At 65.6% G+C, this 26645-nt stretch carries 18 protein-coding genes; 12 read left to right on the top strand and 6 right to left on the bottom strand.

Annotation, left to right across the window (positions count from 1 at the left end):
* Nucleotides 1–3 precede the first annotated feature (3 nt).
* From ACZ46S_RS08855 to ACZ46S_RS08840, 4 genes are all read left to right on the top strand, one after another.
* Nucleotides 4–1029, top strand: a complete 1026-nt coding sequence (locus ACZ46S_RS08855; protein WP_464064207.1) for a phosphotransferase — start codon at nucleotides 4–6, stop codon at nucleotides 1027–1029.
* Nucleotides 1030–1044: 15 nt separating this feature from the next.
* Nucleotides 1045–2376, top strand: coding sequence for an aspartate aminotransferase family protein (locus tag ACZ46S_RS08850; protein ID WP_464064206.1), 1332 nt, complete (start codon nucleotides 1045–1047; stop codon nucleotides 2374–2376).
* A gap of 609 nt (nucleotides 2377–2985) precedes the next feature.
* On the top strand, nucleotides 2986–6741 hold the full coding sequence (locus ACZ46S_RS08845; protein ID WP_464064205.1) for a Hint domain-containing protein: 3756 nt from the start codon (nucleotides 2986–2988) through the stop codon (nucleotides 6739–6741).
* Between the two features lie 533 nt (nucleotides 6742–7274).
* Nucleotides 7275–8246, top strand: coding sequence for a crotonase/enoyl-CoA hydratase family protein (locus ACZ46S_RS08840; protein ID WP_464064204.1), 972 nt, complete (start codon nucleotides 7275–7277; stop codon nucleotides 8244–8246).
* A 34-nt stretch (nucleotides 8247–8280) separates the two neighbouring features.
* Here the strand turns inward: ACZ46S_RS08840 and ACZ46S_RS08835 are convergent, their stop codons facing one another.
* Together ACZ46S_RS08835 and ACZ46S_RS08830 are read right to left on the bottom strand one after the other, a co-directional pair.
* Entirely contained in the window at nucleotides 8281–10644 is a 2364-nt protein-coding gene (locus tag ACZ46S_RS08835; protein WP_464064203.1) for an ATP-binding protein, read from the bottom strand.
* A gap of 94 nt (nucleotides 10645–10738) precedes the next feature.
* Nucleotides 10739–12973, bottom strand: a complete 2235-nt coding sequence (locus ACZ46S_RS08830) for a GGDEF/EAL domain-containing response regulator (RefSeq protein ID WP_464064202.1) — start codon at nucleotides 12971–12973, stop codon at nucleotides 10739–10741.
* Between the two features lie 340 nt (nucleotides 12974–13313).
* Here ACZ46S_RS08830 and adhP point away from each other — a divergent pair, with 340 nt between their 5' ends.
* Nucleotides 13314–14336: an alcohol dehydrogenase AdhP gene (gene adhP, locus ACZ46S_RS08825; protein ID WP_464064201.1), complete on the top strand. Its 1023-nt coding sequence runs from the start codon at nucleotides 13314–13316 to the stop codon at nucleotides 14334–14336.
* Between the two features lie 160 nt (nucleotides 14337–14496).
* Here adhP and ACZ46S_RS08820 read toward each other — a convergent pair whose 3' ends face one another.
* The 3 genes from ACZ46S_RS08820 to ACZ46S_RS08810 form a co-directional block, all read right to left on the bottom strand.
* Nucleotides 14497–15624 carry a mandelate racemase/muconate lactonizing enzyme family protein gene (locus ACZ46S_RS08820; RefSeq protein ID WP_464064200.1) on the bottom strand — a complete coding sequence of 376 codons (1128 nt, stop codon included), beginning with the start codon at nucleotides 15622–15624 and terminating at the stop codon, nucleotides 14497–14499.
* Nucleotides 15621–16358, bottom strand: coding sequence for a GntR family transcriptional regulator (locus ACZ46S_RS08815; RefSeq protein ID WP_464064199.1), 738 nt, complete (start codon nucleotides 16356–16358; stop codon nucleotides 15621–15623). The genes ACZ46S_RS08820 and ACZ46S_RS08815 overlap by 4 nt, the downstream gene beginning before the upstream one ends.
* A 136-nt stretch (nucleotides 16359–16494) precedes the next feature.
* Nucleotides 16495–16986 (bottom strand): hypothetical protein, encoded by a 492-nt coding sequence (locus ACZ46S_RS08810; RefSeq protein ID WP_464064198.1) that lies wholly within the window; start codon nucleotides 16984–16986, stop codon nucleotides 16495–16497.
* Nucleotides 16987–17178: 192 nt separating this feature from the next.
* Between ACZ46S_RS08810 and ACZ46S_RS08805 the strand changes: the two genes are divergently transcribed.
* Both ACZ46S_RS08805 and ACZ46S_RS08800 read left to right on the top strand, forming a co-directional pair.
* The gene (locus tag ACZ46S_RS08805; protein WP_464064197.1) at nucleotides 17179–18390 is read left to right on the top strand and encodes a putative DNA modification/repair radical SAM protein; all 1212 of its coding nucleotides are present in this window, start codon (nucleotides 17179–17181) and stop codon (nucleotides 18388–18390) included.
* On the top strand, nucleotides 18390–19775 hold the full coding sequence (locus ACZ46S_RS08800; RefSeq protein ID WP_464064196.1) for a UdgX family uracil-DNA binding protein: 1386 nt from the start codon (nucleotides 18390–18392) through the stop codon (nucleotides 19773–19775). Before ACZ46S_RS08805 ends, ACZ46S_RS08800 begins: the two co-directional genes overlap by 1 nt.
* Nucleotides 19776–19926: 151 nt before the next feature.
* Here the strand turns inward: ACZ46S_RS08800 and ACZ46S_RS08795 are convergent, their stop codons facing one another.
* Entirely contained in the window at nucleotides 19927–20814 is an 888-nt protein-coding gene (locus ACZ46S_RS08795) for a LysR substrate-binding domain-containing protein (RefSeq protein WP_464064195.1), read from the bottom strand.
* Between the two features lie 101 nt (nucleotides 20815–20915).
* On the opposite strand from ACZ46S_RS08795, the gene ACZ46S_RS08790 reads away from it, so the two are divergent.
* From ACZ46S_RS08790 to ACZ46S_RS08770, 5 genes are all read left to right on the top strand, one after another.
* Nucleotides 20916–21677: an SDR family NAD(P)-dependent oxidoreductase gene (locus tag ACZ46S_RS08790; protein WP_295737909.1), complete on the top strand. Its 762-nt coding sequence runs from the start codon at nucleotides 20916–20918 to the stop codon at nucleotides 21675–21677.
* The gene (locus ACZ46S_RS08785) at nucleotides 21674–22510 is read left to right on the top strand and encodes a transketolase (RefSeq protein ID WP_464064194.1); all 837 of its coding nucleotides are present in this window, start codon (nucleotides 21674–21676) and stop codon (nucleotides 22508–22510) included. Before ACZ46S_RS08790 ends, ACZ46S_RS08785 begins: the two co-directional genes overlap by 4 nt.
* Nucleotides 22507–23508 (top strand): transketolase family protein, encoded by a 1002-nt coding sequence (locus ACZ46S_RS08780; RefSeq protein WP_464064193.1) that lies wholly within the window; start codon nucleotides 22507–22509, stop codon nucleotides 23506–23508. The genes ACZ46S_RS08785 and ACZ46S_RS08780 overlap by 4 nt, the downstream gene beginning before the upstream one ends.
* Before the next feature lie 190 nt (nucleotides 23509–23698).
* Nucleotides 23699–24727, top strand: a complete 1029-nt coding sequence (locus tag ACZ46S_RS08775) for a TRAP transporter substrate-binding protein (protein WP_464064192.1) — start codon at nucleotides 23699–23701, stop codon at nucleotides 24725–24727.
* Entirely contained in the window at nucleotides 24727–26619 is a 1893-nt protein-coding gene (locus tag ACZ46S_RS08770) for a TRAP transporter large permease (protein WP_464064191.1), read from the top strand. Before ACZ46S_RS08775 ends, ACZ46S_RS08770 begins: the two co-directional genes overlap by 1 nt.
* Nucleotides 26620–26645: the final 26 nt, after the last annotated feature.

Genomic DNA, 26645 nt, shown 5'->3' with positions numbered 1-26645 from the left:
ACCATGTCCCACCAAGCCGCGCTCGACCTTCTGGAAACTCCGCCGCCTTGCATCGCTTTGCCGCCGATCCTGGCGTTTCTGGCGCGTGAATACGGGCTGCACGGCACGCTGACGCGGCTGCCCAGCGAGAAAGACCTCACCTTTGGGCTGGAGACCGCGCGTGGGCGGGAGTGGGTGGTGAAAATCGCCAATATCGCCGAGCCGCCGGAGGTTCTGGCGCTGCAGGTGGCGGCCCTCGACCATCTCGCCGTCACCGCGCCGGATCTGGGCACCGCGCGCGTGCGCCGGACGCTGACGGGGGAGGTGTTTCCCCGCATCCGCGACGATCAAGGGGCGGCGCATGTCATGCTGGTTGTCTCCTATGTCGCCGGCGCGCAGATCGGCGGCGAGGCGCTGAACGCGGCGGATGCGGCGGCCATTGGCGGCATGCTGGCCGGTCTCGATCGCGGCCTGGCCGGCTTCACCCACCCGGCCGCCCAGCGCAATTTGCTCTGGGACCATCGGCGCCTGCCGGATTATACCGGGATGATGGAGATGATCGCCGACCCCGCGCACCTGGCGCTGGCGCGGCGGGCTCTGGCCCGCTACCGCGCGGCGGCGCTGCCGCATCTGGGTACGCTGCGCCAGCAGATCGTGCATAATGATTTCAACCCCTACAACATCATGCGCGATGCAGGCGGCCGGCTCGGGGTGATCGATTTCGGGGATATGCTGCTTGCGCCTTTGGTGCAGGATCTGGCGGTGGCGTTGGCCTATCTGGTGCCGCGCGGCGAGGACGCGCTGGGCCATGCCCCGGCCTGCGTGCGGGCCTATAGCGCAATATTGACCTTGACGCCGCTGGAGCAACAGATCCTCCCGGCGCTGATCGGCGCGCGGGCGGCACTGACCTTGACGATTGCCAATTGGCGCGCCGCCCGCAACCCGGACCGGTCCGGCTATATTCTGCGCAACGCCCCCAGCGCCGCGCGTGCCCTCGCCCGCCTGGACGCGGCGGGGGACGAGGCCACGAAGCTGCTTTTCGCCCCGTAACCCGAGGACCCTCCAATGACCGACGCTCCGCCCTCCGCCTCAGGCCCCAATGCCGGCATGGTCAACGCCTTCTCGGCGCGGGATGCCGCGTTGCTGCCGGCCGGCGATGCGGCTCTGGTCGCCCGCCGCCAGGCGGTGCTGGGGGCGGCCTACCGGCTGTTCTACCGCACCCCGGTGCATCCGGTGCGCGGCCTGGGCTGCAGCCTCTGGGACGCGGAAGGGAATGAGTATCTGGATGTCTATAATAATGTCGCCTCGGTCGGGCATTGCCATCCGCATGTGGTGGCCGCACTCACCGCCCAGGCCTCCACGCTGAACACCCATACGCGCTATCTGCACGAGACCATCCTCACCTATGCCGAGCGGCTGCTTGCCACGCTGCCCGCCGGGATCGGCCGGGCAATGTTCACCTGCACCGGCAGCGAGGCGAATGATCTGGCGCTGCGCATCGCCCGCCACGCCACCGGCGGCACCGGCATCGTCGTCACCGAACTGGCCTATCATGGTGTCACCGAGGCGGTGGCGGCGTTTTCGCCCTCGCTCGGCAAGGCCTCGCCGCTGGGCGCGCATGTGCGCACCGTGCCCGCACCTTCCGGGGAAAATCCCGGTCCGCGCTTCGCCGCCGATGTCGCCGCCGCCTTCGCGGATCTCACCCGCCACGGCATCCGCCCGGCGGCGCTGATCGTCGATACGATCTTCTCCTCCGATGGCGTCTATGCCGACCCGCCGGGCTTCCTGGAAGCGGCGGTGGCGGCCACCCGCGCCGCGGGGGCGCTGTTCATCGCCGATGAGGTGCAGGCGGGCTTCGGGCGCACCGGCCATGGCATGTGGGGCTTCGCGCGGCATGGCGTGGTGCCGGACATCGTCACCTGCGGCAAGCCGATGGGCAATGGCCACCCGATGGCCGGGCTGTTTGCGAAACCGGCTTTGGCCGACGCATTCGGCCAGGCGATGCGCTATTTCAACACTTTCGGCGGCAACCCGGTCTCCTGCGCGGTGGGCATGGCGGTGCTGGATGTGATCGAGCGGGACGGGCTGATCGAGAATGCCCGCACCACCGGCGCGCTACTGATGGAGGGTTTGCGCGGCCTCGGCGCCCGCCATGGTGAAATCGGCGAGGTGCGCGGGGCGGGGCTGTTTATCGGGCTGGCGCTGCGCGATGCGCGGACCGGCGCGCCCTCGGCGGAAATGGCGGCGAAGATCGTCAACGGGCTGCGCGACCGGCGCATCCTGATCAGCGCCACCGGGCCGGATGCGAATGTGCTGAAAATCCGCCCGCCTCTGGTCTTCGGCCCGGCCGAGGCCGACCGGCTGCTCAGCGCCATGGCGGAAATCCTGCGCGGCTGAGCCGGCTGGCGCCCGCGCGCGGCGGGTGGCCTGGGCGGGGTAAGGGGCGCTTCAGCCGCTTCCTCTTCAGCCCGGTCGGTATCAGAGGCTGTTTCAAAAGTCGCTATGGTGAGTCGTCAAGTGGTGATTTGCGAGCACCGGAGCGCAGCAAATCGCCGCTTGGCGGCCGCCAGAGTGGCTTTTCAAACAGCCTCTTAGCTGTTCATCGGTCAACCGTGGGGCTTCGCCCGCCGCCGCGCGGTTGCGGGCGCCGTCCTCAGGGACGGCGACAAACAGGCGGCGATTCGCTTGTTTCAACAATGCATCGAAGCGTCTGATCGACCCATCACGCGGTTAAAATAATTTCGAGGGCCGCAAAAAATGCCGCCAGGTGAGACGCGCCATCCGGCCCGGGAGCGCCGCCGGAATGCTGCAATGTCAGCCCTTTTAACAATGGGTAGTATAAAAAAAGAAACGTAACATACGTTTTTTAACCACATCTCACGGAAATTTGTAGATAATTTTGGTCGATACGCCTTTTTTTACTCGTCTTTAGGTGTTTTAGGTGGCTCAAATTTAACTTTCGCGCGCGCCGGGGCCGTCCGGGCTGGCTTTTTTGGAGTGGTGGGAATGTCTGACACGTGGAATGGGTCATACTCGGGCAACTGGTACAACGACTACAACTGGAGCGGTTATGCTCCGGCCTCTTCCGCGACCGGTAACCAGTCCATCGTCATTTCCGGCACCAACAGCACCCAGCCCTACCTGGCCCCCACGGATAACGGCGCCAACCCGATCGAGGTGGACCAGACCGTGGTCACCAACGGTTCCACCTACACGGTTCTGCAAGAGGACCAGGTCGCGGGCGAGAGCATCACTCTGACCAGCGGCGCCAATCTGACCATCGGCGGCGAGGCGCTGGGCGTTTTCTACGACAATAGCGGCACCACCGCCGCCGGTTACACGATGACCGGCCTGCATGGCGCGCGCTCCTCCACGCCGCGCTATGATTCGCATATGTCGGTCTACGCGGTCGGCACCGACACGCTGACCGTCGAGACGATCAACGAGAATTTCGGCCTGATCGACGCCGCCAACGGCGATACGCTGACCATTGCCAACACCATCGGCGGCAATGCCCAGGCGCTGCACGGCCTGATCAATTACGGCCTGATCTCGGTCAGCGGCTCGGGTCTCATCGACATCACCGCCGGGACCATGGCCGGGCAGACCGTCACCGTCTCGAATTTCTACAATGCCGGCTGGGTCGTCGATAATGGCGGCCAATTGAACATCGAGGCCACTGTGCTGGACGGCGCCAACACCGCCGTCTCCTCCACCACCATCGATGGCTATATCGTCATCGAAAATGGCGGCAACGCCACCCTCTCCGCGGGCTTCGCCACGCAGGAGGAAGTGACCTTCTCCGGCAGCGGCAACACCCTCTCCGTCGCCCAGGGCACGCTGAATAGCGGCACCATCGCCGGCTTCACCTCAGGTGACACGCTGGAGATCGACGGTTTCACCAGCGCCTCCAACATCACCTTCGCCAGCGCCGGCGGCAACACGCTGTTGACCACGAATAATGGCGGCACCGCGACCACCCTGACCCTGGCCGGCAGCCTGGCGAGCCCGGTGGTGATCGGCACCAACAGCGCCGGGGCCGAGTATATCTCCGCCGCGCCCAGCAGCATTTCCAGCGGCACCAACACTCTGGTCGGCGCCAACGGCACCGTCACCGCGGCCAGCACCATGGTCGTCAGCGGCCCCGGCACCCAGCTGAACAGCCACGAGTCGATCTCCGGCGCCGGCACCATCACCATCCAGAACGGCGCCACTTTCGGCCTCTACAACACCGCCGGCAATGACGGGTCGCTGAGCGTCGTCTTTGGCACGCTGGGCGCCGCCAGCTCCCCGAACGAGCTGATCGTCAACGACAACAGCGCCGGCTTCGGCGGTACCATTTCCGGCTTCACCGGCAATGATGTGATCGATCTCGGCGCCTCCGTGCTGCCCACCCTGACCAGCGGCGAGGGGCTCTCCTACAGCTACGCCAACGGCGCGCTCACAATCGCCGAGACCAGCAGCAGCGGCGCCACCGTGGCCAGCACCAAGCTGACCATCTCCGGCACCGGCCTCTCCACCTCCTCTTTCGTGGTGCTCTCCAGCGCCAATGGCGAGCTGGTCGAGACCGCGCCGAGCGCCGCCACCGCCTTCACCTTCACCGGCGCCAGCAATTCGAATTTCGAGCTTTACTCCAACTTCTCCGGCGGCGTTGCCCCTGGCGATGTGCTCTCCGCCAAGGAGAGCGTGACCATCGCGGCCAACACCGCGTCCGTCACCTCCAGCGGCGTGACCGATAACGGCGTGATCTCCGTCGCCTCCGGTGCCAAATTCATCGACTCCGGGTCGCTGAGCGGCACTGGCACGCTGGCGGTTGCGGGTTCCGCGACGCTGACCGGCAACACCACGCTGGGCGCGATCACCGATAGCGGCACGCTGGTTCTCGGCGGCACCGACGCGGCGGCGATCTCGCTGGCTTCCGGCGCGCAGGTGACCATCGCCTCCAATTTCAGCGACAGCAAGGCGATCACCGGCCTCGGTACGCTGACCGTGGATAAGGGTGTGACCGCCTCGCTCGCCTCCGGCTCAAGCTTCGCGGCGATCTATGATTACGGCACCATCGTCGCCGCCGGTTCGCTCTCCGGCCCGGTCAACATGGAAGGTGATGGCGCGGGCAGCGAAGTCGTCTTCAATGCCGGTACCACCGCCCCGGTGCTGACCAATTTCGGCACCACCGACGAGGTCGTGGTCTCCGGCGTTGCCATCCCGACCGGCGATGGCGTTTCGCTGAGCTATAGCGGCGGCGTGCTGACCGAGGCCGTCACCAACAGCTCCGGCGCAACCGTCTCCGCCAACGCGGTATCCCTGGCGGGTGTGGCCGGCACCACCCTGACCAGCGGCTCCTTCGTCGATCTGATCGGCGCCAATGGCGTGACCATCGAGCTGGCCCCGACGGTCACCACCGCCTTCACCTTCACCGGCGCCACCAATTCGAATTTCGAGCTTTACTCGAACTTCTCCGGCGGCGTCGCGCCTGGCGACGTGATCTCCGGCAACGAGACCGTGACCATCGCCGCCAACACCGCCTCCGTCACCTCCGGCGGGGTGACCGATAATGGCATGGTTTCCGTCGCCTCCGGCGCCAATTTCATCGATACCGGTTCGCTCATCGGCACCGGCGTGCTGGCGGTCGCGGGGGCCGCGACACTGACCGGCAACACCACGCTGAGGGCGATCTCCGATAACGGCACGCTGGTGCTGGGCGGCAATGATGCGGCGGCGATCTCGCTGGGCGGCGGCGCACAGGTCACCATCGCCTCCAATTTCAGCGACAGCAAGGCCATCACCGGTCCGGGCACGCTGACGGTCGATAGCGGTGTAACCGCCTCGCTTGCCTCCGGCTCCAACGTCGCCGCCATCTATGATCACGGCACCATCGTCGCGGCGGGTTCGCTCGCCGGGCCGATCAACATGGAAGGCAATGGCGCCGGCAGCGCGGTCGATTTCGCCGGTGCCAACGTCACCAACCATGTGCTGAACAACACGCTGACCAATTTCGGCACCACCGATGCGATCACGCTCTCCAGCGCGAATTTCGGGCTGAACAGCAGCAGCGATGTGCTGAGCGAAACCTACAGCAACAACACGCTGGTGGTGAAAGACCTGACCGACGGCGCGGCGGTGACCATCGCGCTCTCCCTGACCTCCGGCGACAGCGCCAGCTGGTTCAAGGTGAGCGACGCCTCCGGCCAGCTGGTCATCACCCTCTGCTTCTGCGCCGGCACCAACATTGCCACGCCGGACGGCGAGGTTGCCGTTGAGGCGCTGCGCGAGGGCGACCTGGTGCTGACCCAGGATGGCCGCGCTCTGCCGATCCGCTGGCTGGGCCAGAGCCATGTCGCCAAGGCCTTCGCCGACCCCATTCGCTCCTACCCGGTGCGGATCAAGGCCGGCGCCCTGGGCGAGAACCTGCCCAAGCGCGACCTCTGCGTCTCGCCCGACCATGCGATCTTCCTCGATGGCGTGCTGGTCCAGGCCGGCGCGCTGGTGAATGGCGAGAGCATCGTCCGCGAGCACGATGTCGCGGCGCAGTTCACCTACTACCATGTCGAGCTGGCGAGCCATGAGCTGCTGCTGGCCGAAGGTGTGGCGGCGGAAAGCTTCGTCGACAATATCGAGCGCATGCATTTCCATAACTGGGATGAGCGCAGCGCGCCGGAGACCGCGATCGCCGAGCTGCCCTACCCGCGGGCGAAATCCGCCCGCCAGGTTCCGGCCGCGACCCGCGCCCGGCTGCTGGCCTCGGTGCGCCGCGTCGCCTGAGCCCGACGCCGATCATCTGAAAAGGGCGGCTGCGGCCGCCCTTTTTTGTGCCCGCTTCGCGGCCGGGCGGGGAGGCATCTGTGAATATTTTATGGCGCTGGTGCGGATTTTTGCGACTCAGCCCGTGCCAAAACCGCGTGAAGCGCCAGAATCGCCGTTAGCGGCGGACCGGGGCAGCCGCGTTCCATGGCGCGGCGTTCGCCCGGCGGTGGCCGCGCGGGGGAAAACGGCCGCTATGTGCATTTTTAATGCTTTGATAAGTTAGAAAATTTTTCCACGGTTTTGCGTCTCCAACTCCAGCCCGCGCCCGAAATGGGTTGTTTTTGCAATAATCTCAGGGTGGCTGTTTGTTCCGCTAAAGCTATGATGCCCGTCGAAACTTCGTTTCACGCCATAAAAACTACTTAAAGATCGGAAAATTTTTTAAACTCTACTCAAAATTTCAGTCCATAGTGCGGTCACAGCCGGGAGAGGGAGTCTCGTAGTTCGGGCTTCGCACGGTTGGTTTTTTATGGACCCTACGGAGAGTTGAGATGAACTTTGTCAATTTCGCCACCACCGCCCGCCTGCAGAACGACAGCGCCACCTCCTCTCAGAACGAGGATTTCCAGGGCCTGGCGCTGCAGACCCTTCTCAATCGCCGGTTTGATAATCTGCGTCTTGAGCTTGATGCGCCGGCCAGCACCTTTTGGTGCATGATGAAGCCGACCGGTCGGCCGTCTTATACCCATGCGCTGATGCAGGATATCAGCGAAATGCAGGATTTGATCGTTTCCTCCTTCCCGCGCGGGCCCCGCCGCGAAAACAGCCCGTTCAACTGGATGGTGATGGCCTCCGCCGTTGAGGGCATCTACAATCTTGGTGGTGATCTTGGGCATTTTGCCCAGCGTATCCGCCAAAGCGATCTTGATGCGATGCGCCATTACGGCCATGTCGCGGTGAAGGCCGTGCATCGTCATCATATGGCTTTTGACGCGCCGGTGATTACCATGGCGCTCGTGCAGGGCGATGCGTTAGGCGGTGGTTTCGAGAACGCGCTTTGCTGCGACATCATCGTTGCCGAGCGCAGCGCTAAGATGGGGCTGCCGGAAGTCCTGTTCAATCTGTTCCCCGGCATGGGCGCCTACAGCTTCCTGAGCCGCCGCGTCAGCCGCAAGCAGGCGGAGGAAATGATCCTCTCGGGGCGCATCTACACCGCCGAAGAGCTGTATGAGATGGGCGTTGTCGATGTTCTGGCCGAGGATGGTCAAGGCGTGGATTGTGTGCAGGGCTACATCGCCAAACATAACCGCAAGTTCAACGCGCATCTCGCAACCATTCGCGCCCGCCGCCGTGTCAACCCGATCACGCTGGAAGAGCTGATCGATGTCGTCGATATCTGGGCCGAGGCCGCAATCAACCTGACCGAGGCGGATCTGCGCAAGATGGACAAGCTCTGCGCCGCGCAGGACCGCCGTCTGGCGGCGCTGCAGGCGCCCACCTCCATGGTCATGGCCGCGGAATAATTGCAGCGCTCATGGATGATGCCGGGCGAAACAGTTACTGCGTATTCGCCCGGCGGATCGTGCCAAGCGCCATCACCGCTTGTCTTGTCCGTTTCAACTCAGCGTGGGCGCGGCTGGTGAACGCGCCCGCCTGGGCCTTCAGCTCACTGCCGCGCAACCCGCCCCAGGGGGTGCAGAGATTGCCCAGCGCCTTGGCGCCGACATTCGCCGCCGAGCTGCGCAGCGCGTGGGCATGGTTGCGAAATTCCTGCCCATCGCCCCTTTCCGCATCGGCGGAGAGCAGATCGATCAGATCCTTCGCATCGGAGAGGAAATCCGAGAGCAGCTCGTTGAGGAACTGGGCATCGCCGAGCAGCCGCAGATTGGCGATGATCGCATCGTCCAAAGGCGGCTCTTCGGGAGCCGGCCGGGCCAGCACCGGCGCCGGCGGCTCGATCCATTCCTCCAGCCGGGCGATCACCGATGAAGGCTCGCGCATGCGGGCCATCTTTTCCACCGCCGCCACCAGATCCTGCGGCGCCACCGGCTTGACCAGACAGCCATCCATGTCGGCAGTGCGCCATTCGCCGCTCATCTGCGCAAAGGCATCCGCCGTCAGCCCGACAATCGGCAAGCGGTCCTTGCCCAGCGCCATCACCCGGTAGAGCTTGGTGGCTTCCAGCCCGTCCAGCCCGGGCATGTTGAAATCCATCAGCACGATATCGAAGCGCTCATCCTCGCGCTCCAGAATATCCACCGCCAGATTGCCGTTATCGGCCACCGTCACATTATGCCCGGCCGCTTCCAGAATGCGGGTGAAGACGCGCTGATTGACCCGGTTATCATCCACCAGCAGCACATTGCGGCGGATCAGCGAGACCGGCAGCGGTGCGGGTTCGGGCTCGGCCTCCAGGGCGCGCGGCGCGGCGGCGGGCAGGTCGCCGCTGGTCGCGATCGGCTGTGCGACGCCGCAGAAGCGCCCGGCGATCAGCAAGGCCTGCTGCAATTCCTGGTCGGAAAAATCGTCAGAGAGCAAGGTGGTGCAGCGCTGGCGGGTGGCAAGATCGGGCAGGCCCGGCCCCTCGACGGGCTGGATCTGGATCAGCATCGGCGCGGCGCCGCGGCTGCTCACCGGGGCGGAGGGCGGCTCGCCGTCATTATTGTAATCCACCAGAATGCGCACATCCGCCGGCACGATGGTGCCGGGATTGACCAGCTCCACCTCCGCGCCCATGGCGGCGAGGTTGGTACGCATCAGCGCGCGCTTCAGCGGGTTGCGCACCCGCAGGCCGATCTTGCCAGGCGGCGCCTGCCAGACTTCCTCTGTCGGCTCGGCGCGCAGCGCCTTGATGAAAAAGCGGAACTGGCTACCCTCGCCAAGCTTGCTCTGCACGGCGATTTCACCGCCCAGCAGCCCGACCAGCCGCTTGGTGATGGCCAGACCCAGCCCGGTGCCGCCGAACCGGTTGAGAATTGAGGCATCGCCCTGGGTGAAGCTCTCAAAAATCTTTGCCTGCGCCTCGACGGGAATGCCGATACCGGTATCCGAGACCTCGACCTGCAGGATCAGCTCGCCCTCGCTACCGGGGCGGGTATCCACCGCCAGCACCACGCCGCCGGTGGAGGTGAATTTCACCGCGTTGCCGACGAGATTGATCAGGATTTCCTGCAGATGCAGCCGGCTGGTCTTGATCCGCACCGGGGTGCGCGGGGTGACATGGAGGTTGAAGGCGATGGATTTCTCCCGCACCTGGCTCTCGACGATGCGCCGCACATCGACGAGCAGCGCCAGCAGGTCGAACTCCTCCACCGTGCTGGTCATCCGCCCCGCCTCGATGCGGGAGAAATCCAGCAGCTGGTTGATCAGCGTCTGCAAGGAATGGCTGGCGACGCCGACGGTCTCGACCATCTCCGCCTGGGCGGAATCGAGCCTGCTGGCGCGCAGCAGCTCGTTCATGCCGATGATCGCGGTCAGCGGCGTGCGCAGCTCGTGGCTGACACTGGCCAGGAACATGCTCTTGGCCTTGCTCGCCTCCTCGGCCGCCTTGGTTGCCTGGGAGAGTTTCCGGATCAAGGTGCCAGCATAGGCGGGGAGGACAATCAGCCCGACCAGTAAGCCAGCCGACAATTCCGGCACGCTGCGCCAAAACGCGGAGGTGAGGACAACGGTGAGAAAGCTGAGCACCGCAATTGGCACAGCGATGAGCAGGAAACGTTGCCCGAAACGAAAGCCGTTGCCGAAGATGAGCCAGAGATATAGCGGATAGAACAGAGCCATCTTCTCACCGCCGAGATAGAGCTCCCATGAGAGGAAGCCGCAATCCAGTAGCAAGGCGAGGATCCGTCGCGGAATATTGATGTCGGGGCGCCAGAGAATATGCGCCAGCACACCGAGCGTCAGCACGGCGTACAGCGCCATGACGCAAAGCTCGCTATTCCCTGTCATGGCATGGCCATCAGCGAGGAAAATCAGCAGCATTACGGCCGTCAACGCCAGCCGGTTGAAGCTCATCTCATGTTCGCTGTCCGGGCGCCCGCGCAGGCGCTGGGTCAGCGGGGCGAGCAGCCTGCGCAGCGCATCGCGCGCTCCGCGCCGCGCAGAGGAAGGAGGCCTGGGATTTCTGCCAGACCAGCTCGTTCAGGAACACATCCGGCGCCAGCGCCTGGCCGAGCAGGAAGCCCTGGCCCTCATCGCAGCCCTCGGCCTTCAGCAGTGCGAGCTGGGCATTGGTCTCGATCCCCTCGGCGACGACGCGCAGATTGAGGATATGCCCCAGCTCGATGATCGTGCGCGCGATCGCGAGGTCGTTCTTGTTCTCGGCCAGCCCCTGGATGAAGGAGCGGTCGATCTTCAGCCGGTCGAGCGGGAATTTCTGCATATAAGCGAGCGAGGAATAGCCGGTGCCGAAATCATCCAGCGACAGGCTCACGCCCAGGCTGCGCAGGGCATTGAGCTGCGGGATGATGTCGTCGACATCGCGCAGCAAAATGCCCTCGGTCAGTTCCAGATCGAGCGTGCGCGGGTCGATCCGGGTCTCGGCCAGGGCGGCGGCAACCACCTTGGCGATGGCGCGGCGGCGGAACTGGATCGGCGAGAGATTGACGCCGACCCGCAAGCCGGTGACGCCCTGGCGCGCCCAGTCCCCGATCTGCCGGCAGGCCTCATGGATCACCCATTCATTGATCGGCATGATCAGCCCGGTTTCCTCGGCGAGGCTGAGGAAATGCCCCGGCGGCACCAGCCCGGCCTCGGGCCGGCGCCAGCGCAGCAGCGCCTCCGCGCCGGTCAGCGCGCCGGTGCGCAGATCGAATTGCGGCTGGTAGTTCAGCACGAATTCCCGCTGCGCGATGGCGTTCAGCAGGTCGCGCTCCAGATTGACCACCTGGCTGGAATTGGTGCCCATCTCGGCGGCGAAGGCGCGCCACATATTGCCGCCGGCCAGCTTCGCCGCATACATCGCCTGGTCGGCATTCTTCATCAGCGCCTCGGCGTCCTGCGCGTCCTGCGGCGCCATCGAGATGCCGATGCTCGCTCCCACATTCAGCGCCTCCGGCGCGTGCTCGCTCTCATTCAGCCGGGCAATGATCAAATCCGCCAGCCGCGCGGTATCCTCCGGCCCGGCGATGTTGGATTGCAGCACCGCGAACTCGTCGCCGCCGATGCGCGCCACCGTATCCTCCTCGCCGATCAGCTCGACCAGCATCTCGGCGATACGCCGCAGCAGCCGGTCGCCCATGGCGTGGCCCTGGCTGTCATTGATCGATTTGAACCGGTCGAGATCGATGAAATGCAGGGCGAAATGCTGGTCCCCCCGGCGGCCGCGGGCGAATTCGCGCTGGATCCGGTCGCGCAGCAGCGCGCGGTTGGGCAGCCCGGTCAGCGGGTCGTGATTGGCCAGATATTCCAGCCGCTTCTCGGCATTGCGCCGCTCGGTGATGTCGACCGAGGTGGTCAGCACCGCGCGCGCCACGCCATTGGCATCGCGCAGCGGTACCTTGCTGGTGAGGTAAACCAGCGTGTCGCCGGAGGCGGTCATCACCTCCTCCTCGCGGGCGGGCAGCGGCTGGCCGGTTTCCAGCACCAGCTTGTCCAGCCGGCGGCTGGAAATGCCGCGCTCCCAGCCGAACAGCAGATCCACCGGCTGGCCGACCAGCTCGCCCGGCAGCTCGCCGGCGGCGGCGGCCTGGGCGGCGTTGACGAACAGGCAATTGCCATGCCGGTCGGCGGCGCTGATCATCGCCGGCACATTGTCGATCACCTGCGCCAGCGCCTCGCGGCTATCGATGGCGAAATCCTCGCGCATCGGCACGCCGGCGGCGAGGCGCCGCTCCAGCATTTCCGCCCGGCGCAGGGTGTTCTGCTGCTGGGCGCGCAGTTTCAACAGGTTGCGGGCGCGGGTGACGAATTCCACATGGTCGACCGGGCTCAGCAGGAAGTCCGTCGCGCCGGCTTCCAGGCAGGCGACGCGGTAATTGCGGTCGTGATAGGCGGTGACGACGATCACCGGCAGGTTGGGGTCGTAGGAGCGTATATGCGCGACCAGCTTGTCGCCGGTCATGAAGGGCATCTTATAGTCGGTGATCAGCAGATCCGCCTGGTTGCCGGGCAGCCAGTCGATCACCTGCTGGGCGTTCTCGAAGGTGCGGACATGCGCCTCCATCCCGAGATTGCGCGCCAGGCGGGCGTAAATGCGGCGATTGGTCGGGCTGTCATCGACGATCAGGATGGTCGGCTGGGAAATCTGCATCGCCTCAACCGGTCCAGTGCCAGGCCTGTTGCGCCCCACGCAATGGGGTCAGGCGAACCGAGACACGCGTTTGGCGGCCGGGGCACGGCATTAATTCTACATGCTCACAACCCATTTGCCGAATGCCCTCTCGCCCTTCTCGGTAGGGTTGGAAGCTATCTCAAGACCCGCCCCAATTCTACCTGTAATCGAATTTATCCAATAATTTGATACGCGCCAATATCGCTTCAGGAACGAGCTTGCCGGGAGGGGTGGAAAAGCCGGACTTGATCTGGGTCATGGCGCCGCGGCGCGGGCAGGGATTCAGTGAAGTTCGCTGCAACCGCAAAGGAGAGAGCGCGTGGCGAAGACGATGAAAGCCGCCATTGTGCGGGACTTCACAAAACCGTTGACGATCGAGGACTGGCCGGTGCCGACCCCGGCGGAGGGGCAGATTCTGGTGCGCCTGACCGCAACCGGGGTGTGCCATACGGATCTGCACGCCGCTCGGGGCGACTGGCCGGTGCGCCCGAGCCCGCCTTTCATCCCCGGCCATGAGGGGGTGGGGCTGGTGGCGGCGGTCGGGCGCGGGGTGAAGCGGGTGAAGGAAGGCGATCGCGTCGGCATTCCCTGGCTGCACAGCGCCTGCGGCTATTGCCCGCATTGCCGCACCGGCTGGGAGACGTTGTGCGCCGACCAGCAAAATTCCGGCTATTCGGTGAATGGCAGTTTCGCCGAATACGCGTTGGCGGACCCGAATTATGTCGGCCGGATTCCGGCCGGGCTGGAGGATGGCCCGGCGGCCCCGGTGCTCTGCGCCGGGGTGACCACCTATAAGGGGCTGAAGGAAACCGAGGTGAAGCCCGGCGAATGGGTGCTGATCTCGGGCGTCGGCGGGCTCGGCCACATGGCCGTGCAATATGCCAAGGCGATGGGCATGCATGTGGCGGCGGTGGATATCCATCCGGACAAGCTGGCCCTGGCCCGGCAGCTCGGCGCGGATGTGACGCTGGATGCGCGCGATGCGCAGGCGCTGGCCAGCTTCACGCGGAACAGCGGCGGCGTTCACGGGGCGCTGGTCACCGCGGTCTCGCCCGTGGCGTTCGAGCAGGCTTACGGGCTGTTGCGCGCCCACGGCACCATGGCGCTGGTGGGGCTGCCGCCGGGGCGCTTCAGCCTGCCGATCTTCGAGACGGTGCTCAAACGCATCACCGTGCGCGGCTCCATCGTCGGTACCAGGCAGGATCTGGAAGAGGCGCTGGCGTTCGCCGGCGAGGGCAAGGTGGCGGCGCATTTCTCCTGGGACAGTCTGGAAAATATCAACCAGATCTTCGAGCGGATGGAGCAGGGCGGCATCGAGGGCCGGGTGGTGCTGAAGCTCTGAAACGCCCGATCTGAAAAGTCGCAAAAGTTTTTGGGGGTTGAAGGGGCGTTTTTACAAAAACGCCCCTTCGTGACCAAGGCCGGATCGTCCCCTTCAGGGGGCGTCCGGCTTTGGTCCTGACCGTTTCTTTTGAAAAGGCGGCACCAAAAACCTTTATAAATCAGTGCGCCACCCGATACGCGCCCAGCGCCGCCAGGTCCGGGACAATCCCCAGCCCCGGCGCCTCGCTCAGCCTGGCGTGGCCCTCGGTGATCCGCCCCAGCGGGCCGCAGCTCATCTCGCGCAACGGATTCGAGTTGGAATCGATCTCCAGCATTCCCTCACCCCCCACCGCCGCCAGCAGATGCGCCGAGGCCAGCAGCCCCAGCCCGCCGCCCAGCCAATGCGGGCAATAGATCAGCCCCGCCGCCAGCACCGCGCGCGCCACCGGCAGGCAACCGGAAAACCCGCCCCATTTGGCGATGTCCGGCTGCATGACCCGCAAGGCGCGGCAGGCGAGGGCGGCCGCGAAGCTCTCCTGCCCGAGCAGATTCTCCCCCGCCGCCAGGGGGATGCCGGCCAGCCCGGCCAGGCGCAGCCACTCCGCCCAGGGCCGGTCGGCGCGCAGCGGCTCCTCCACCCAGCCCAGCCCGAAGCCGGCCAGATGCGGCAGCATCCGCGCCGCCTCCTCCAGGCTCCAGCCCTGGTTGGCATCCACCATCAGCTTCGCGCTCTCGCCCAGCGCGGCGCGCAGATCCCGCAGATTGCGCAGATCCCGCGCCTGGCCGAACCCGACCTTCAGCTTGAAGGCGGTAAAGCCCGCCTGGCGCTGCGCCAGCGCCGTCTCCACCGCCTGGTCCGGATTGATGCCGCTGGCATAGACCGGAAGGCGCGGATCGCCGCCGCCCAGCAGCCGCCAGAGCGGCTGCCCGGCACGCCGCGCCCGCAGATCCCACAGCGCGATATCCACCCCGGCGATGGCCTGGGCAATCGGCCCCGGCTCGCCGGACTGGATCGCCAGCACCGCGGTCCGCGCGCTCAGATGCGCGAAGACGGCCTCCGGCACGCTCTCCTGGCCGACCGCCAGCGGCGCCAGCACCCGCTCCACCATCCGCGCCCGATACTCGGCGCCGATGGCGGGGAAATTGCACCAGATCTCACCCCAGCCGATGGCGCCCTCCTCATCCTCCACCTCCACGACCACCATCGGCCGGTCAAACATCACCCCGAAGGAGGTGGTCACCGGCGTTTCGATCGGGCAGCGATAGACGAAGGCCCGCAGCGCGGCGATGCGGGGCGTTGCGCTCACGAGACCAGATCCATCTCCAGCTGCACGAGATCGCCGCGATAGATCACCTCGCCCAGATAGATCACCGTGCCATCCGGCGCCGCGAAAACCCGGCGGACATGCGCGACCGGCGCATTCACCCGCAATTTCAGCAAGGCGGCGGCCTCCGGATCGGCGCTGCCGATGGTCAGGGTCTGGTGGGCGCGGGCGATCTCGATATCCGGCATGGCGGCGAGCAGCGGGATCATCAGCTCGCTGCGAAACCGCTCCGGGGCGCGGCGGAAAATCGCCTCGTCGAGATGGATGGAAATCACGCAGTACGGCGTGCCCTCGCGCAGATGCACCCGCATCATATGCACATAATTGGCGGCCGGCTTGCCGTCCGTCTCGGTCAGGTTCGGCGCCGCCTGGCCCTCGGAGATGTTGAGCAGCTGGATCTCGTCGCCCTTCAGCATGGTGACGAGGTCGCGCAGCGTGGTCTGCACTTTCAGCCTGGTCTCGGCGGCCGGGTTGCGCTGCACGAAGGTGCCGCGCCCTTGCCGTGCCACCACCAGCCCTTCGCGCTGCAGCAGCTCGATCGCCTGGCGCACCGTCACCCGGGCCAGGGAAAATTCCTTCGCCAGCTCCTCGGCCGAGGGCAGCCTGTCGCCGGGCTTGAAGATGCCGCGCAGAATGCGCTGGCGCAATAATTCGGAGAGTTGAGCGTAGAGCGGCAGCGGATTGTCGGTGGAGAGAATATTCATCGGCGCGGACATACCCCCATCATCCCGATAATGGTATGAGCGCCGTCCAACATGATGCGGGGCGGCAACCCGTTTGATATATGGTCATCCTATAGACCATACGACTTTAAGCCGCAAGATGCGCGCGGATCGACGCGGCGCAATGGGCTCAGCCCGGCTGGTCGCTGCGCTTCGCCGCCATGGTAAAGCCGGCCAGGGCGGCTTGCATGTCGTTGGCCAGGGTCATATCCGCGCAGGGCAGGCGCCAGACGCCCTCGCCGGCCACCTGCAGCTCCAGCACGATCTGCTGAAACCCGTTCTCCACCAGCGTACGCACCGTGCCGCCTTGCACGCGCGCCGCCGGCACCACCAGGCTGCGCAGCACCTTGCCCTCCGGCATGGCCAGAAACACCAACCCCCGCCCGCCATCCAGCGCCAGCCCGCCGCCACGGGCGAAAAAGCTGGTCTGCGCGGTGAAAGGCTGCGGCGCGGCGGCGAGGGCGGCGTCCAGCCGGGACTGGGTGCGCTGGGTCAGCCGGCCTTTCACCCAGGCGCCAAGGCGCATCCAGGCGCGCGTCGGCATCGAGGCGACGACGCACAGGATCAGCGTCACCGTGATGAAAACCCAATGGAAGGCAATCCAGGCCCAGTAGAAACTCAAATGCCCGCTCCTCGCGCCGCCGCCGGGTGGTCAGCCCCCGGAGGATGACGCGTGGTTAGCGCCATCGGGCGAGGCGGGCAAATCGCCGCGCGACAGGCGCGGAGCGTTTGGGATGAGGCGAGGCTCTCGCCGCGTCCCGGTTCATTCGGAACTTGACGAATGGCGTCTTAAGAACATAACGTGAACGACGCCATGACAGCCTCTCTCGATCCAGTCCTGACCGCGAAACTCCGGATTCTGGCCGATGCGGCGAAATACGATGCCTCCTGCGCTTCCTCCGGGGCGCCGAAACGCGCGGCGGGGAAAAGCGGGCTGGGCTCCACCACCGGGGCCGGCATCTGCCATTCCTACACGCCGGATGGGCGCTGCGTCTCGCTGCTGAAAATCCTGCTGACCAATTACTGCCTGTTCGATTGCGCCTATTGCATCAATCGCCGCTCCTCCAACGTGCCGCGCGCCCGTTTCGCGGTGCGGGAAGTGGTGGATCTCACCTTGGCCTTCTATAAGCGCAACTATATCGAGGGGCTGTTTCTCTCCTCGGGCATCATCCGCTCGCCGGATTATACGATGGAGCAGATGATGCTGGTGGCGAAATCGCTGCGCCAGGATCACGGCTTCGCCGGCTATATCCATCTGAAAGCGATCCCGGAGGCCAATCCCTGGCTGATCGAGCAGGCCGGGCTGTGGGCGGACCGGCTTTCGATCAATCTGGAACTCCCCAACGAAACCAGCCTGGCGCGGCTCGCCCCGGAAAAGCAGGCCCCGGCGATCAGCGCCGCGATGGGGCAGATGCGGCAGCGCATCGTCGAGGCCAAGGCGGAGCGGCGGCGCTTCTCCCCCTCCGGCCAATCCACGCAGATCATCGTCGGCGCGGACACCACGGACGATGCGGCGGTGCTGGCGAAAAGTGCCGCGCTGTACGGCGATTTCAAGCTGCGGCGGATCTATTATTCCGCCTACAGCCCGCACCAGGCGGTCAGCGCCGCGCTGCCGGCAAAGCCGCCGCCCTTGCAACGCGAGAACCGGCTCTACCAGGCGGATTGGCTGCTGCGCTATTACGGCTTCACCGCCACCGAGATCGCCGCCGGCGGCGAGGGCGGGATGCTGGATCTGGAGATCGACCCCAAGCTCGCCTGGGCGCTGAAAAATCGCGGCCAGTTCCCGGTGGATGTGAACAAGGCGCCGCGCGAGATGCTGCTGCGGGTGCCGGGGCTGGGCGCGCGGGCGGTGGAGAAGATCATCGCGGCGCGGCGCGTCTCACGGCTGCGTCTGGCGGATGTGGCGCGGCTCACCTCCGGGCTGAAACGCATGCTGCCCTTCCTGATCACCGAGGATCACCGCCCGGCGCAGACCGACCGGCTGGATCTGCGCCAGCGCCTCGCGGTACAGCCGAGCCTGTTCTGATGCAGACGCGCATCGCCCTGGCGCCAGGGGCGGATCTGCCCGGCTTTCGCGCCGCGGTGCGCGGGCTGGTGGCGCGGGGCGTGAAGCCGCGCGAGGTGTTCTGGGAGACGGGCGCCAGCCTGTTCGGTGACGCGCCGCCCGTGGACGGCCCGGCCTTTAGCCTGCCCCGCGCGGCGGCGGCGCTGATCGGGCTGGTGATCTGCCATCGCGACCCGGCCCGCCATGCGCTGCTCTATGAGATGATCTGGCGGCTGCGCCATGGCGAGCCGCATCTGCTGGAAATGCGCCATGACAAGCTGACCCACCGGCTGGAGATGCTGGCCAAAGCCGTGCGGCGGGATCTGCACAAGATGCACGCTTTTGTGCGCTTCCGCCGGATCGAGGATGAGCAGGGCGAGCGCTTCCTCGCCTGGTTCGAGCCGGATCATTATATTCTGGAGGCAACTTCAGGGTTTTTCGTCAATCGCTTCCGCAGCCTGGTCTGGTCCATCCTCACCCCAGAGGGGACGCTGCGCTGGGACGGCACGCGGCTGGAGATCGGCCCGCCAGGTCAGCGCGGCGATGTGCCGGAAACGGACGCGGTCGAGTCCGGCTGGCTGGATTATTACCAAAGCACCTTCAACCCGGCGCGGCTGAACACCGCGATGATGCAGAAAGAGATGCCCCGCAAATATTGGCGCAATCTGCCCGAGGCGCGGCTGATCCCCGATCTGGTGGCGCAAGCTCCGGCGCGGGTGGAGGAGATGATCGCCCGCGAGGCGGCGATGAGCGCCAAGCGCGACCCGCAAAAAGCGGTGGCGGCGATGGCGGCGCAAAATCCGACGAGTTTATCGGCATTAAACCAGATCATCATGGCCTCGCCGCCTTTCGTGGCCGGCGGCACGCGGGCGGTGCTGGGCGAGGGGATGCTGGACCCCGCCATCGCCTTCATCGGCGAGCAGCCGGGGGATGAGGAGGATGCGCAGGGGCGCTGTTTCGTCGGCCCGGCCGGGCAGCTTCTGGATGCGATGCTGGCGCAGGCCGGGATCAACCGGGCCGATTGCTACATCACCAACGCGGTCAAGCATTTCAAGTTCGAGCAACGTGGCAAAAGGCGCCTGCATCAATCGCCGACCACCGGCGAGATCAAGCATTATCGCTGGTGGCTGCTGAAGGAGCTGGAACTGGTGCGGCCGCGTCTGGTGGTGGCGCTGGGGGCGAGCGCGGCACTGGCGGTGGGCGGCAAGCCTGTTTCCGTCACCCAGACGCGCGGCCCGGCGCAACTGGGCGACTGGCCGGCTTTTGTCACCACCCACCCCTCTTATCTGCTGCGTTTTCCTGATGCGCAGGCGGCATTCCTGCAGGATTTGCGGGCGGTGAAGCGTCTGGCGCAAATCCACGCTTAAATTTGCAAAAGTTTTTTGGTGCCGCTTTTTTTCAAAAAAGCGGCGAAAACGCTGGGGCATAGGCAACGCCGTCGTCATCACCCCGAAATGTTTTTCGCAGCTTTTTGAAAAAAGCTGCACCAAAAACTTTTATAAATTCAGGTTCAAATTTTCAGCCTGTCTCAACCTCCGCCAGCGCCGAATTCAGCCAGTTCAGAAAAATCCTGATCATCGGCGCGCTTTTGCGTCGCGTCGGATAGACGAAATGATGCCCGACATAGGTGATGCTGCGCGAACATCCGGCCAAAGGCGCCACCAGCTTGCCGGTGGCCAGCTCCTTGCCCGCCAGCAAGGTCGATTCCAGCGCCACACCATGCCCTTCCACCGCCGCCGCGATCGCCAGGAAGCTGCGGTCGAAGCGCAAGCCGCGCAGCGGCGGGGCGGGCAGGCCGTTGCCGGCGAACCAGTCCGGCCAGCGCACCTGCTTATTGTCGCTCTGGATCAGCGTCTGCTCCGCGAGATCCGCGATGCTGGTGATCCGCCCGGCGAGATGCGGGGCGCAAAGCGGCGTCACCGTCTCCGGCCCGAGCGGGATCATCTCCACCCCCGGCAGCGTCACCGGGCCGTAGGTGATGTCGGCGTCGAACTCATCGGCGGTGAAGCGGGTATAATCGGTGCCGGCGGCCAGCCGCACCTCGATGCCAGGATGCGCGTTGAGGAAATGCGGCAGGCGCGGCGCCAGGAACTGCGCGGCGAAGCTCGGCGCGCAATGCAGCCGCAGCGAGGCCGGGGTACGGCGCGAGACCGTCTCCAGCCCCCGGCGCAGCTCCTCGAAGCCGCGCTCCACCGCGCGCATCAGCGCCGCCCCCTCCATGCTCAGCTCCACCGCCCGGGTGCGGCGGATGAACAGCTTCACCCCCAGCGCCGCTTCGAGATTGCGGATAGCGTGGCTCACCGCGCTGGGGGTGAAGCCCAGCTCATCCGCCGCGGCGGTGAAAGAGCCCAGCCGCCCGGCGGATTCGAAGGCACGCAGCGCCGGAAGCGGGATTTTATTGAGCATGGTATGGTTGAACCAAATTCATCCATGGATGTAAAGTTCGCGTTTGTCGGCGGCCCCGCATCGGCGCAGCTTCAGCCTTACAAAACCAAATTGGAGGAACCATGCTGCTCAGCGGCAAGACGGCGATCATCTCGGGCGCGGCCAGCAAGGCCGGCATCGGCCTGGCCACGGCGCGGCTTTTCGCCAGCCAGGGCGCGCGGATCGCGATTCTCGACCTCAACGAGGCCGCCGCCGCCGAAGCGGCCGCCAGCCTGCCGGCCGTGCCGCAAGGCGCGCATCTGGGTGTCGCCTGCGACGTGACGGATGCGCAAGCCTGCCAGGCGGCCGCCAAGCGCGTGCTGGAGGTGTTCGGCCAGGCCGACATCCTCATCAATAATGCCGGCATCACCCAGCCCTTGAAGCTGATGGAGATTGGCGGGGAGAATTGGCAGAAGGTGATGGATGTGAACCTCACCGGCGTGCTCTATCTCAGCCAGGCCTTCATCCCGCATATGCGTGAGCGCCAGCAGGGCTCCATCGCCTGCATGTCCTCGGTCTCCGCGCAGCGCGGCGGCGGCATTTTCGGCGGCCCGCATTATTCCGCCGCCAAGGCCGGTGTGCTCGGCCTGGCCAAGGCGATGGCGCGCGAGCTGGGGCCGGATGGCATCCGCGTCAACAGCGTCACCCCCGGCCTGATCCAGACCGAGATCACCGGCGGCAAGCTGACGGATCAGATGCGCACCGACATTCTGAAAGGCATCCCGCTCAACCGTCTGGGCGAGGCCAAGGATGTGGCCGGGGCCTTCCTGTTCCTGGCTTCCGATATCTCTTCCTACATCACCGGGGCGGTGATCGACGTTAACGGCGGGATGCTCATCCATTGAACCAGATCTCCAATGTTTCCCTGCCCACGCGCGCCTGGCGCATCCGGCGCAATGCGCTGCGGATGGGCGAGGTGCAGGGCCAGGGCTATATCGCCCAGGCGCTCGGCATCGCCGATGTGCTGGCGGTGGCCTATTTCCACGCCCTCACCTACCGCCCGGAAGACCCGGACTGGGAAGGGCGCGACCGTTTCCTGCTCTCCATCGGCCATTACGCCATCGCCCTCTACGCGGCGCTGATCGAGGCCGGGGTGATCCCCGAGGATGAGCTGGAAACCTACGGCACCGATGATAGCCGCCTGCCGATGTCCGGCATGGCCGCCTACACGCCGGGGATGGAGATCACCGGCGGCTCGCTGGGCCATGGGCTCGGCATCGCGGTCGGTTTCTGCCTTGGGCTGAAGCGGAAGAATTCCAAAAACTTCGTCTATAATCTGTTCTCGGATGGCGAGCTGAATGAAGGCTCGACCTGGGAGGCGGCGATGGCGGCCAGCCATTGGAAGCTGGATAATCTGATCGCCATCGTCGATGTGAACGACCAGCAGGCCGATGGCCCGTCCTCCGCCATGTCCAGCCGCGAGCCGCTGCATGACCGCTTCACCGCCTTTGGCTGGCATGTCGAGCGCGTGGATGGCAACGATATCGACGCGGTGGTGAAAGCCTTCGATGCGGCGCGCAATCTTGCCGAACCGAAACCGCGTATCATCATCTGCGACACCAAGATGGCGAAAGGGGTGAAATTCCTCGAAGACCGCGAGATGAACCATTTCCTGCGGGTGGATGCGCATGAATGGCAACTCGCGCTCGAAATTCTGGATCAGGGGAAGCCCGCATGAGCAGCACCACCGAAGCGCCGAAGAAGCGCCTCACCACCTCGGCGATGATCGCCTCGCTGGCCGCCCCCGGCCAGCGCACCAAGCCGGCCCCGTTCGGCAATGCGCTCACCGCCCTGGCCGCACAAAACCAGGATATTGTCGGCCTCTCCGCCGATCTCGCGAAATACACCGATCTGCATATTTTCGCGAAGGCCTATCCGGAGCGTTTCTACCAGATGGGCATGGCCGAGCAGCTCTTGATGAGCACCGCCGCCGGGCTGGCGCGCGAAGGCGCGATCCCGTTCGCCACCACCTATGCGGTGTTCGCCGCGCGCCGCGCCTATGATTTCATCTGCCTCGCCATTGCCGAGGAAAAGCTCAACGTCAAAATCGTCTGCGCGCTGCCCGGCCTGACCACCGGCTATGGCCCGAGCCATCAGGCGACGGAGGACATCGCCATCTTCCGCGGCTGCCCCAACCTCACCATCATCGATCCGTGCGACGCGCATGAGATCGAGCAGGCGGTGCCGGCGATCGCGGAACATCAAGGCCCGGTCTATATGCGTCTGCTGCGCGGCAATGTGCCGCTGGTGCTGGACGAGTACGGCTATAAATTCCAGATCGGCAAGGCGGCCTTGCTGCGCGACGGCGCCGAGGCGCTGGTGATCTCTTCGGGCTTCCTGACCATGCGCGCGCTGGAAGCCGCCGATCTGCTGGCCAAGGACCGGGTGGGGGCGGCGGTGCTGCATGTGCCGACGATCAAGCCGCTGGATGAGGCGAAAATTCTGGAAGAGGCCGCCAAGCCCGGCCGTATCGTGGTTGTTGCTGAAAACCACAGCATTGTCGGCGGGCTGGGCGAGGCGGTGGCGGGGCTGTTGCTGCGCAATGGCATCAATCCGGTCTTCCGCCAGATCGCGTTGCCGGATGAATTCCTCGATGCCGGCGCGCTGCCGACGCTGCATGAACGCTACGGCATTTCCGCCGAGGCGGTGGCGCGGCAGATCAAGGGCTGGCTGTAACCCTCTCGCGCGGCCCGGTCTGTCCAACCGGCCGCACTTGGCCGGGGCCTCCCATTCGGCGGGAGGCCCCGGATTTCATCCAACCGGGCGCTGTCGCAGCCTTGGCAGAATTCGATTTTCGATCCAAGAGTTTTAAAAAACACAAGTCTCAACAAACACAAAAACCGAGCGACCACTGGAGGACGCAGACATGACGAAGACCAATAACGCGCTCAAGCTCACCCGCCGCACCGCTCTGGCCGGTGCCGCCGCGCTGCCGCTGTTCGGCATTCTCACCCGCCGCGCCCAGGCCGCCGAATTCACCTACAAGATGGCCACCGGCCAGGCCCCCTCGCACCCGGTGAACAAGCGCGCCCAGGAGGCGATCGACCGCATCGCCAAGAACAGCAATGGCCGCATCAAGATCGACCTCTTCCCCGCCGCCCAGCTCGGCACCGATGCGCAGCTGATCTCGCAGGTGCGCATCGGCGGCGTGCAGTTCATCAACATGGCCTCCTCCGTGCTGGCCACCTATGTCCCCGCCGCCGGCGTGGTGAATACCGGCTTCGCCTTCAACGGCTATGACCAGGTCTGGCAGGCGATGGATGGGGCTCTGGGCAAATATATCGGCCAGTCGATCGACCGGGCCGGGCTGACCATGATCGGCCGCAGCTGGGATAATGGTTTCCGCCAGATCACCACCTCGACCAAGCCGATCAAATCCCCAGAGGATCTGAAGAATTTCAAGATCCGCGTGCCCCCCGCGCCGATCCTCACCTCGCTGTTCGCGGCCCTGGGCGCCAGCCCGACGCCGATCGATTTCTCCGAGGTCTATACCGCGCTGCAGACGCATCTGGTCGATGGCCAGGAAAACCCGCTGCCGATCATCGCCACCGCCAAGCTCTATGAGGTGCAGAAATATTGCAGCCTCACCGGCCATGTCTGGGATGGCTATCTCATCCTCGGCAACCCGGCGGCGCTGAACAGGCTACCGGCGGATATGAAGGCGATGGTGATCCATGAATTCGACCAGGCCGGCAAGGATGAACGCGCGGACATCGCCGCGCTGAGCAAATCGCTGCAGGCCGACATGACCGCCAAGGGGCTGCAATTCGTCGATGTCGACAAGGCGAATTTCCGCGCCGCCCTGGCCAAGACCGATTTCTACCCGCACTGGAAGGCCAAGTTCGGCGACCAGGCCTGGTCCTTGCTGGAGAGCGTGTCCGGGAAACTGGGCTGATGTCGGCCAGCGCCATGAAGATGGGACAGCACGCGCCGGCCAGCCATATCGAAGCCGAAGCCGAGATCGGCCATCATCTGCTGCGCAAGGCGGACCGGCTGCTCGGCTGGGTCATCGATATTCCCTGCGCAATGCTGGTCCTGGCGGAAGTGGCGCTGATCCTGGTCAGCGTCATCGCGCGCGCGGTCTTCAACACCCCGCTGGTCTGGAGCGACGAGGTCATCGGGCTGATGTTCCTGTGGCTGACCATGTTCGGCGCCGCCAATGCGCTGCGCCGGCAGGACCATATGCGCATGACCACCTTGGTCTCGCGCCTGCCGCCGCTCTGGCGGGCGCGGCTGAACGCGATCGGGGTGGCGGCCCCGGCGCTGATGCTGGCGCTGCTGATCGGCCCCGCCTGCCAGTACGCGGCCAATCAATGGTATGTGCAGACCCCGGCGCTGGGCCTGCCGGATACGTTCCGCGCCGGGGCGATGCCGGTGGGGGCGGGCCTGATGCTGCTGGTCTGCCTGCTGCGCCTGGCGCGTTATGGCTGGCGCGAGCTGGTGGTGGCCGCCGCCGTGCTGGTTTGCGGCGCGCTGCTCTTCGCCGCCGCCGCGCCGCTGCTGGGGGACATCGGCAACTGGAATCTGCTGGTGTTCTTCGTCGGGCTGCTGGCCTTTTGCGTGCTGGCGGGCGTGCCCATCGCCTTCTGTTTCGGGCTGTGCACCGTGGCCTATCTGCTCACCACCGGCGGCGCCCCGCTGGCGGTGGTGCCGGGCTCGATGGATCAGGGCATGAGCGCGATGATCCTGCTCGCGGTGCCGCTCTTCATCCTGCTCGGCCATCTGCTGGTCACCACCCGCATGGCGCATGTCATCGTCGAATTCCTGGCGGCGGCCTTGGGCCATGTACGCGGCGGGCTGAATTACGTGCTGCTCGGCGCGGTGCTGCTGGTCTCCGGCATTTCCGGGGCAAAGACGGCGGATCTCGCCGCCGTCGCCCCGGTGCTGGTGCCGGAGATGAAACGCCGCGGCATCGATGAGGGCGAGATCGTCTCGCTGCTCGCCACCTCCGGCGCCATGGCCGAGACCATCCCGCCCTCGATCGTGCTGATCATCATCGGCTCGGTCACCGGCGTGTCGATCTCGGCTCTGTTCGCCGGCGGGCTGCTGCCGGGCGTGGTGCTGGCGCTGGCGCTGGCCTTGGTGGCGCGCCTGCGCACCAAGCCGCAGGCAAATTCGCCGGCGCGCCCGCCCGCGCGGGCGGTCTGGCGCAAATTCGCCATCGCCATTCCGGCTTTGGCGCTGCCTTTCGTCATCCGCTTCGCGGTGGTGGACGGCATCGCCACCGCCACCGAGGTCTCCACCATCGGCATCGCCTATGCGGTGCTGGTGGGGCTGCTGATCTACCGGCATTTCGAGTGGCACCGTCTGTTCCCGATGCTGGTGCAGACCGCCTCTCTGGCCGGCGCCATCATGTTCATCATCGGCGCCGCCACGGCGATGGGCTGGGCCCTGACCCAGTCCAATTTCTCCATGGCGGTGGCGCATTTCATGCAGTCCGTGCCGGGCGGGCGCTATGGCTTCCTGCTGGTCTCGATCATCGTGATGGTGGTGCTGGGCAGCGTGCTGGAGGGGATTCCCGCGATGGTGCTGTTCGGGCCGCTGCTCTTCCCGGTGGCGAAGTCGCTCGGCATCAGCGAGGTGCATTATGCCATGGTGGTGGTGCTCTCGATGGGTCTCGGCCTGTTCGCCCCGCCTTTCGGCCTCGGCTATTACGCCGCCTGCTCGATCGCGCGGATCAGCCCCGATGCCGGGCTGAAGCGGATCTGGCCCTATGTCGGCGCGCTGTTCCTGGGGCTGCTCTTGATCGCGGCGGTACCCTGGATCACTCTGGCGCTGGTGCGTTAAGGGGCGCGCCAATCAAAAAGGGGAGT

It is taken from the genome of Acidocella aluminiidurans (assembly GCF_055383125.1).
Note: the sequence above shows the minus strand (reverse complement) of the source record. Positions and strands in the feature narration are given on the sequence as shown.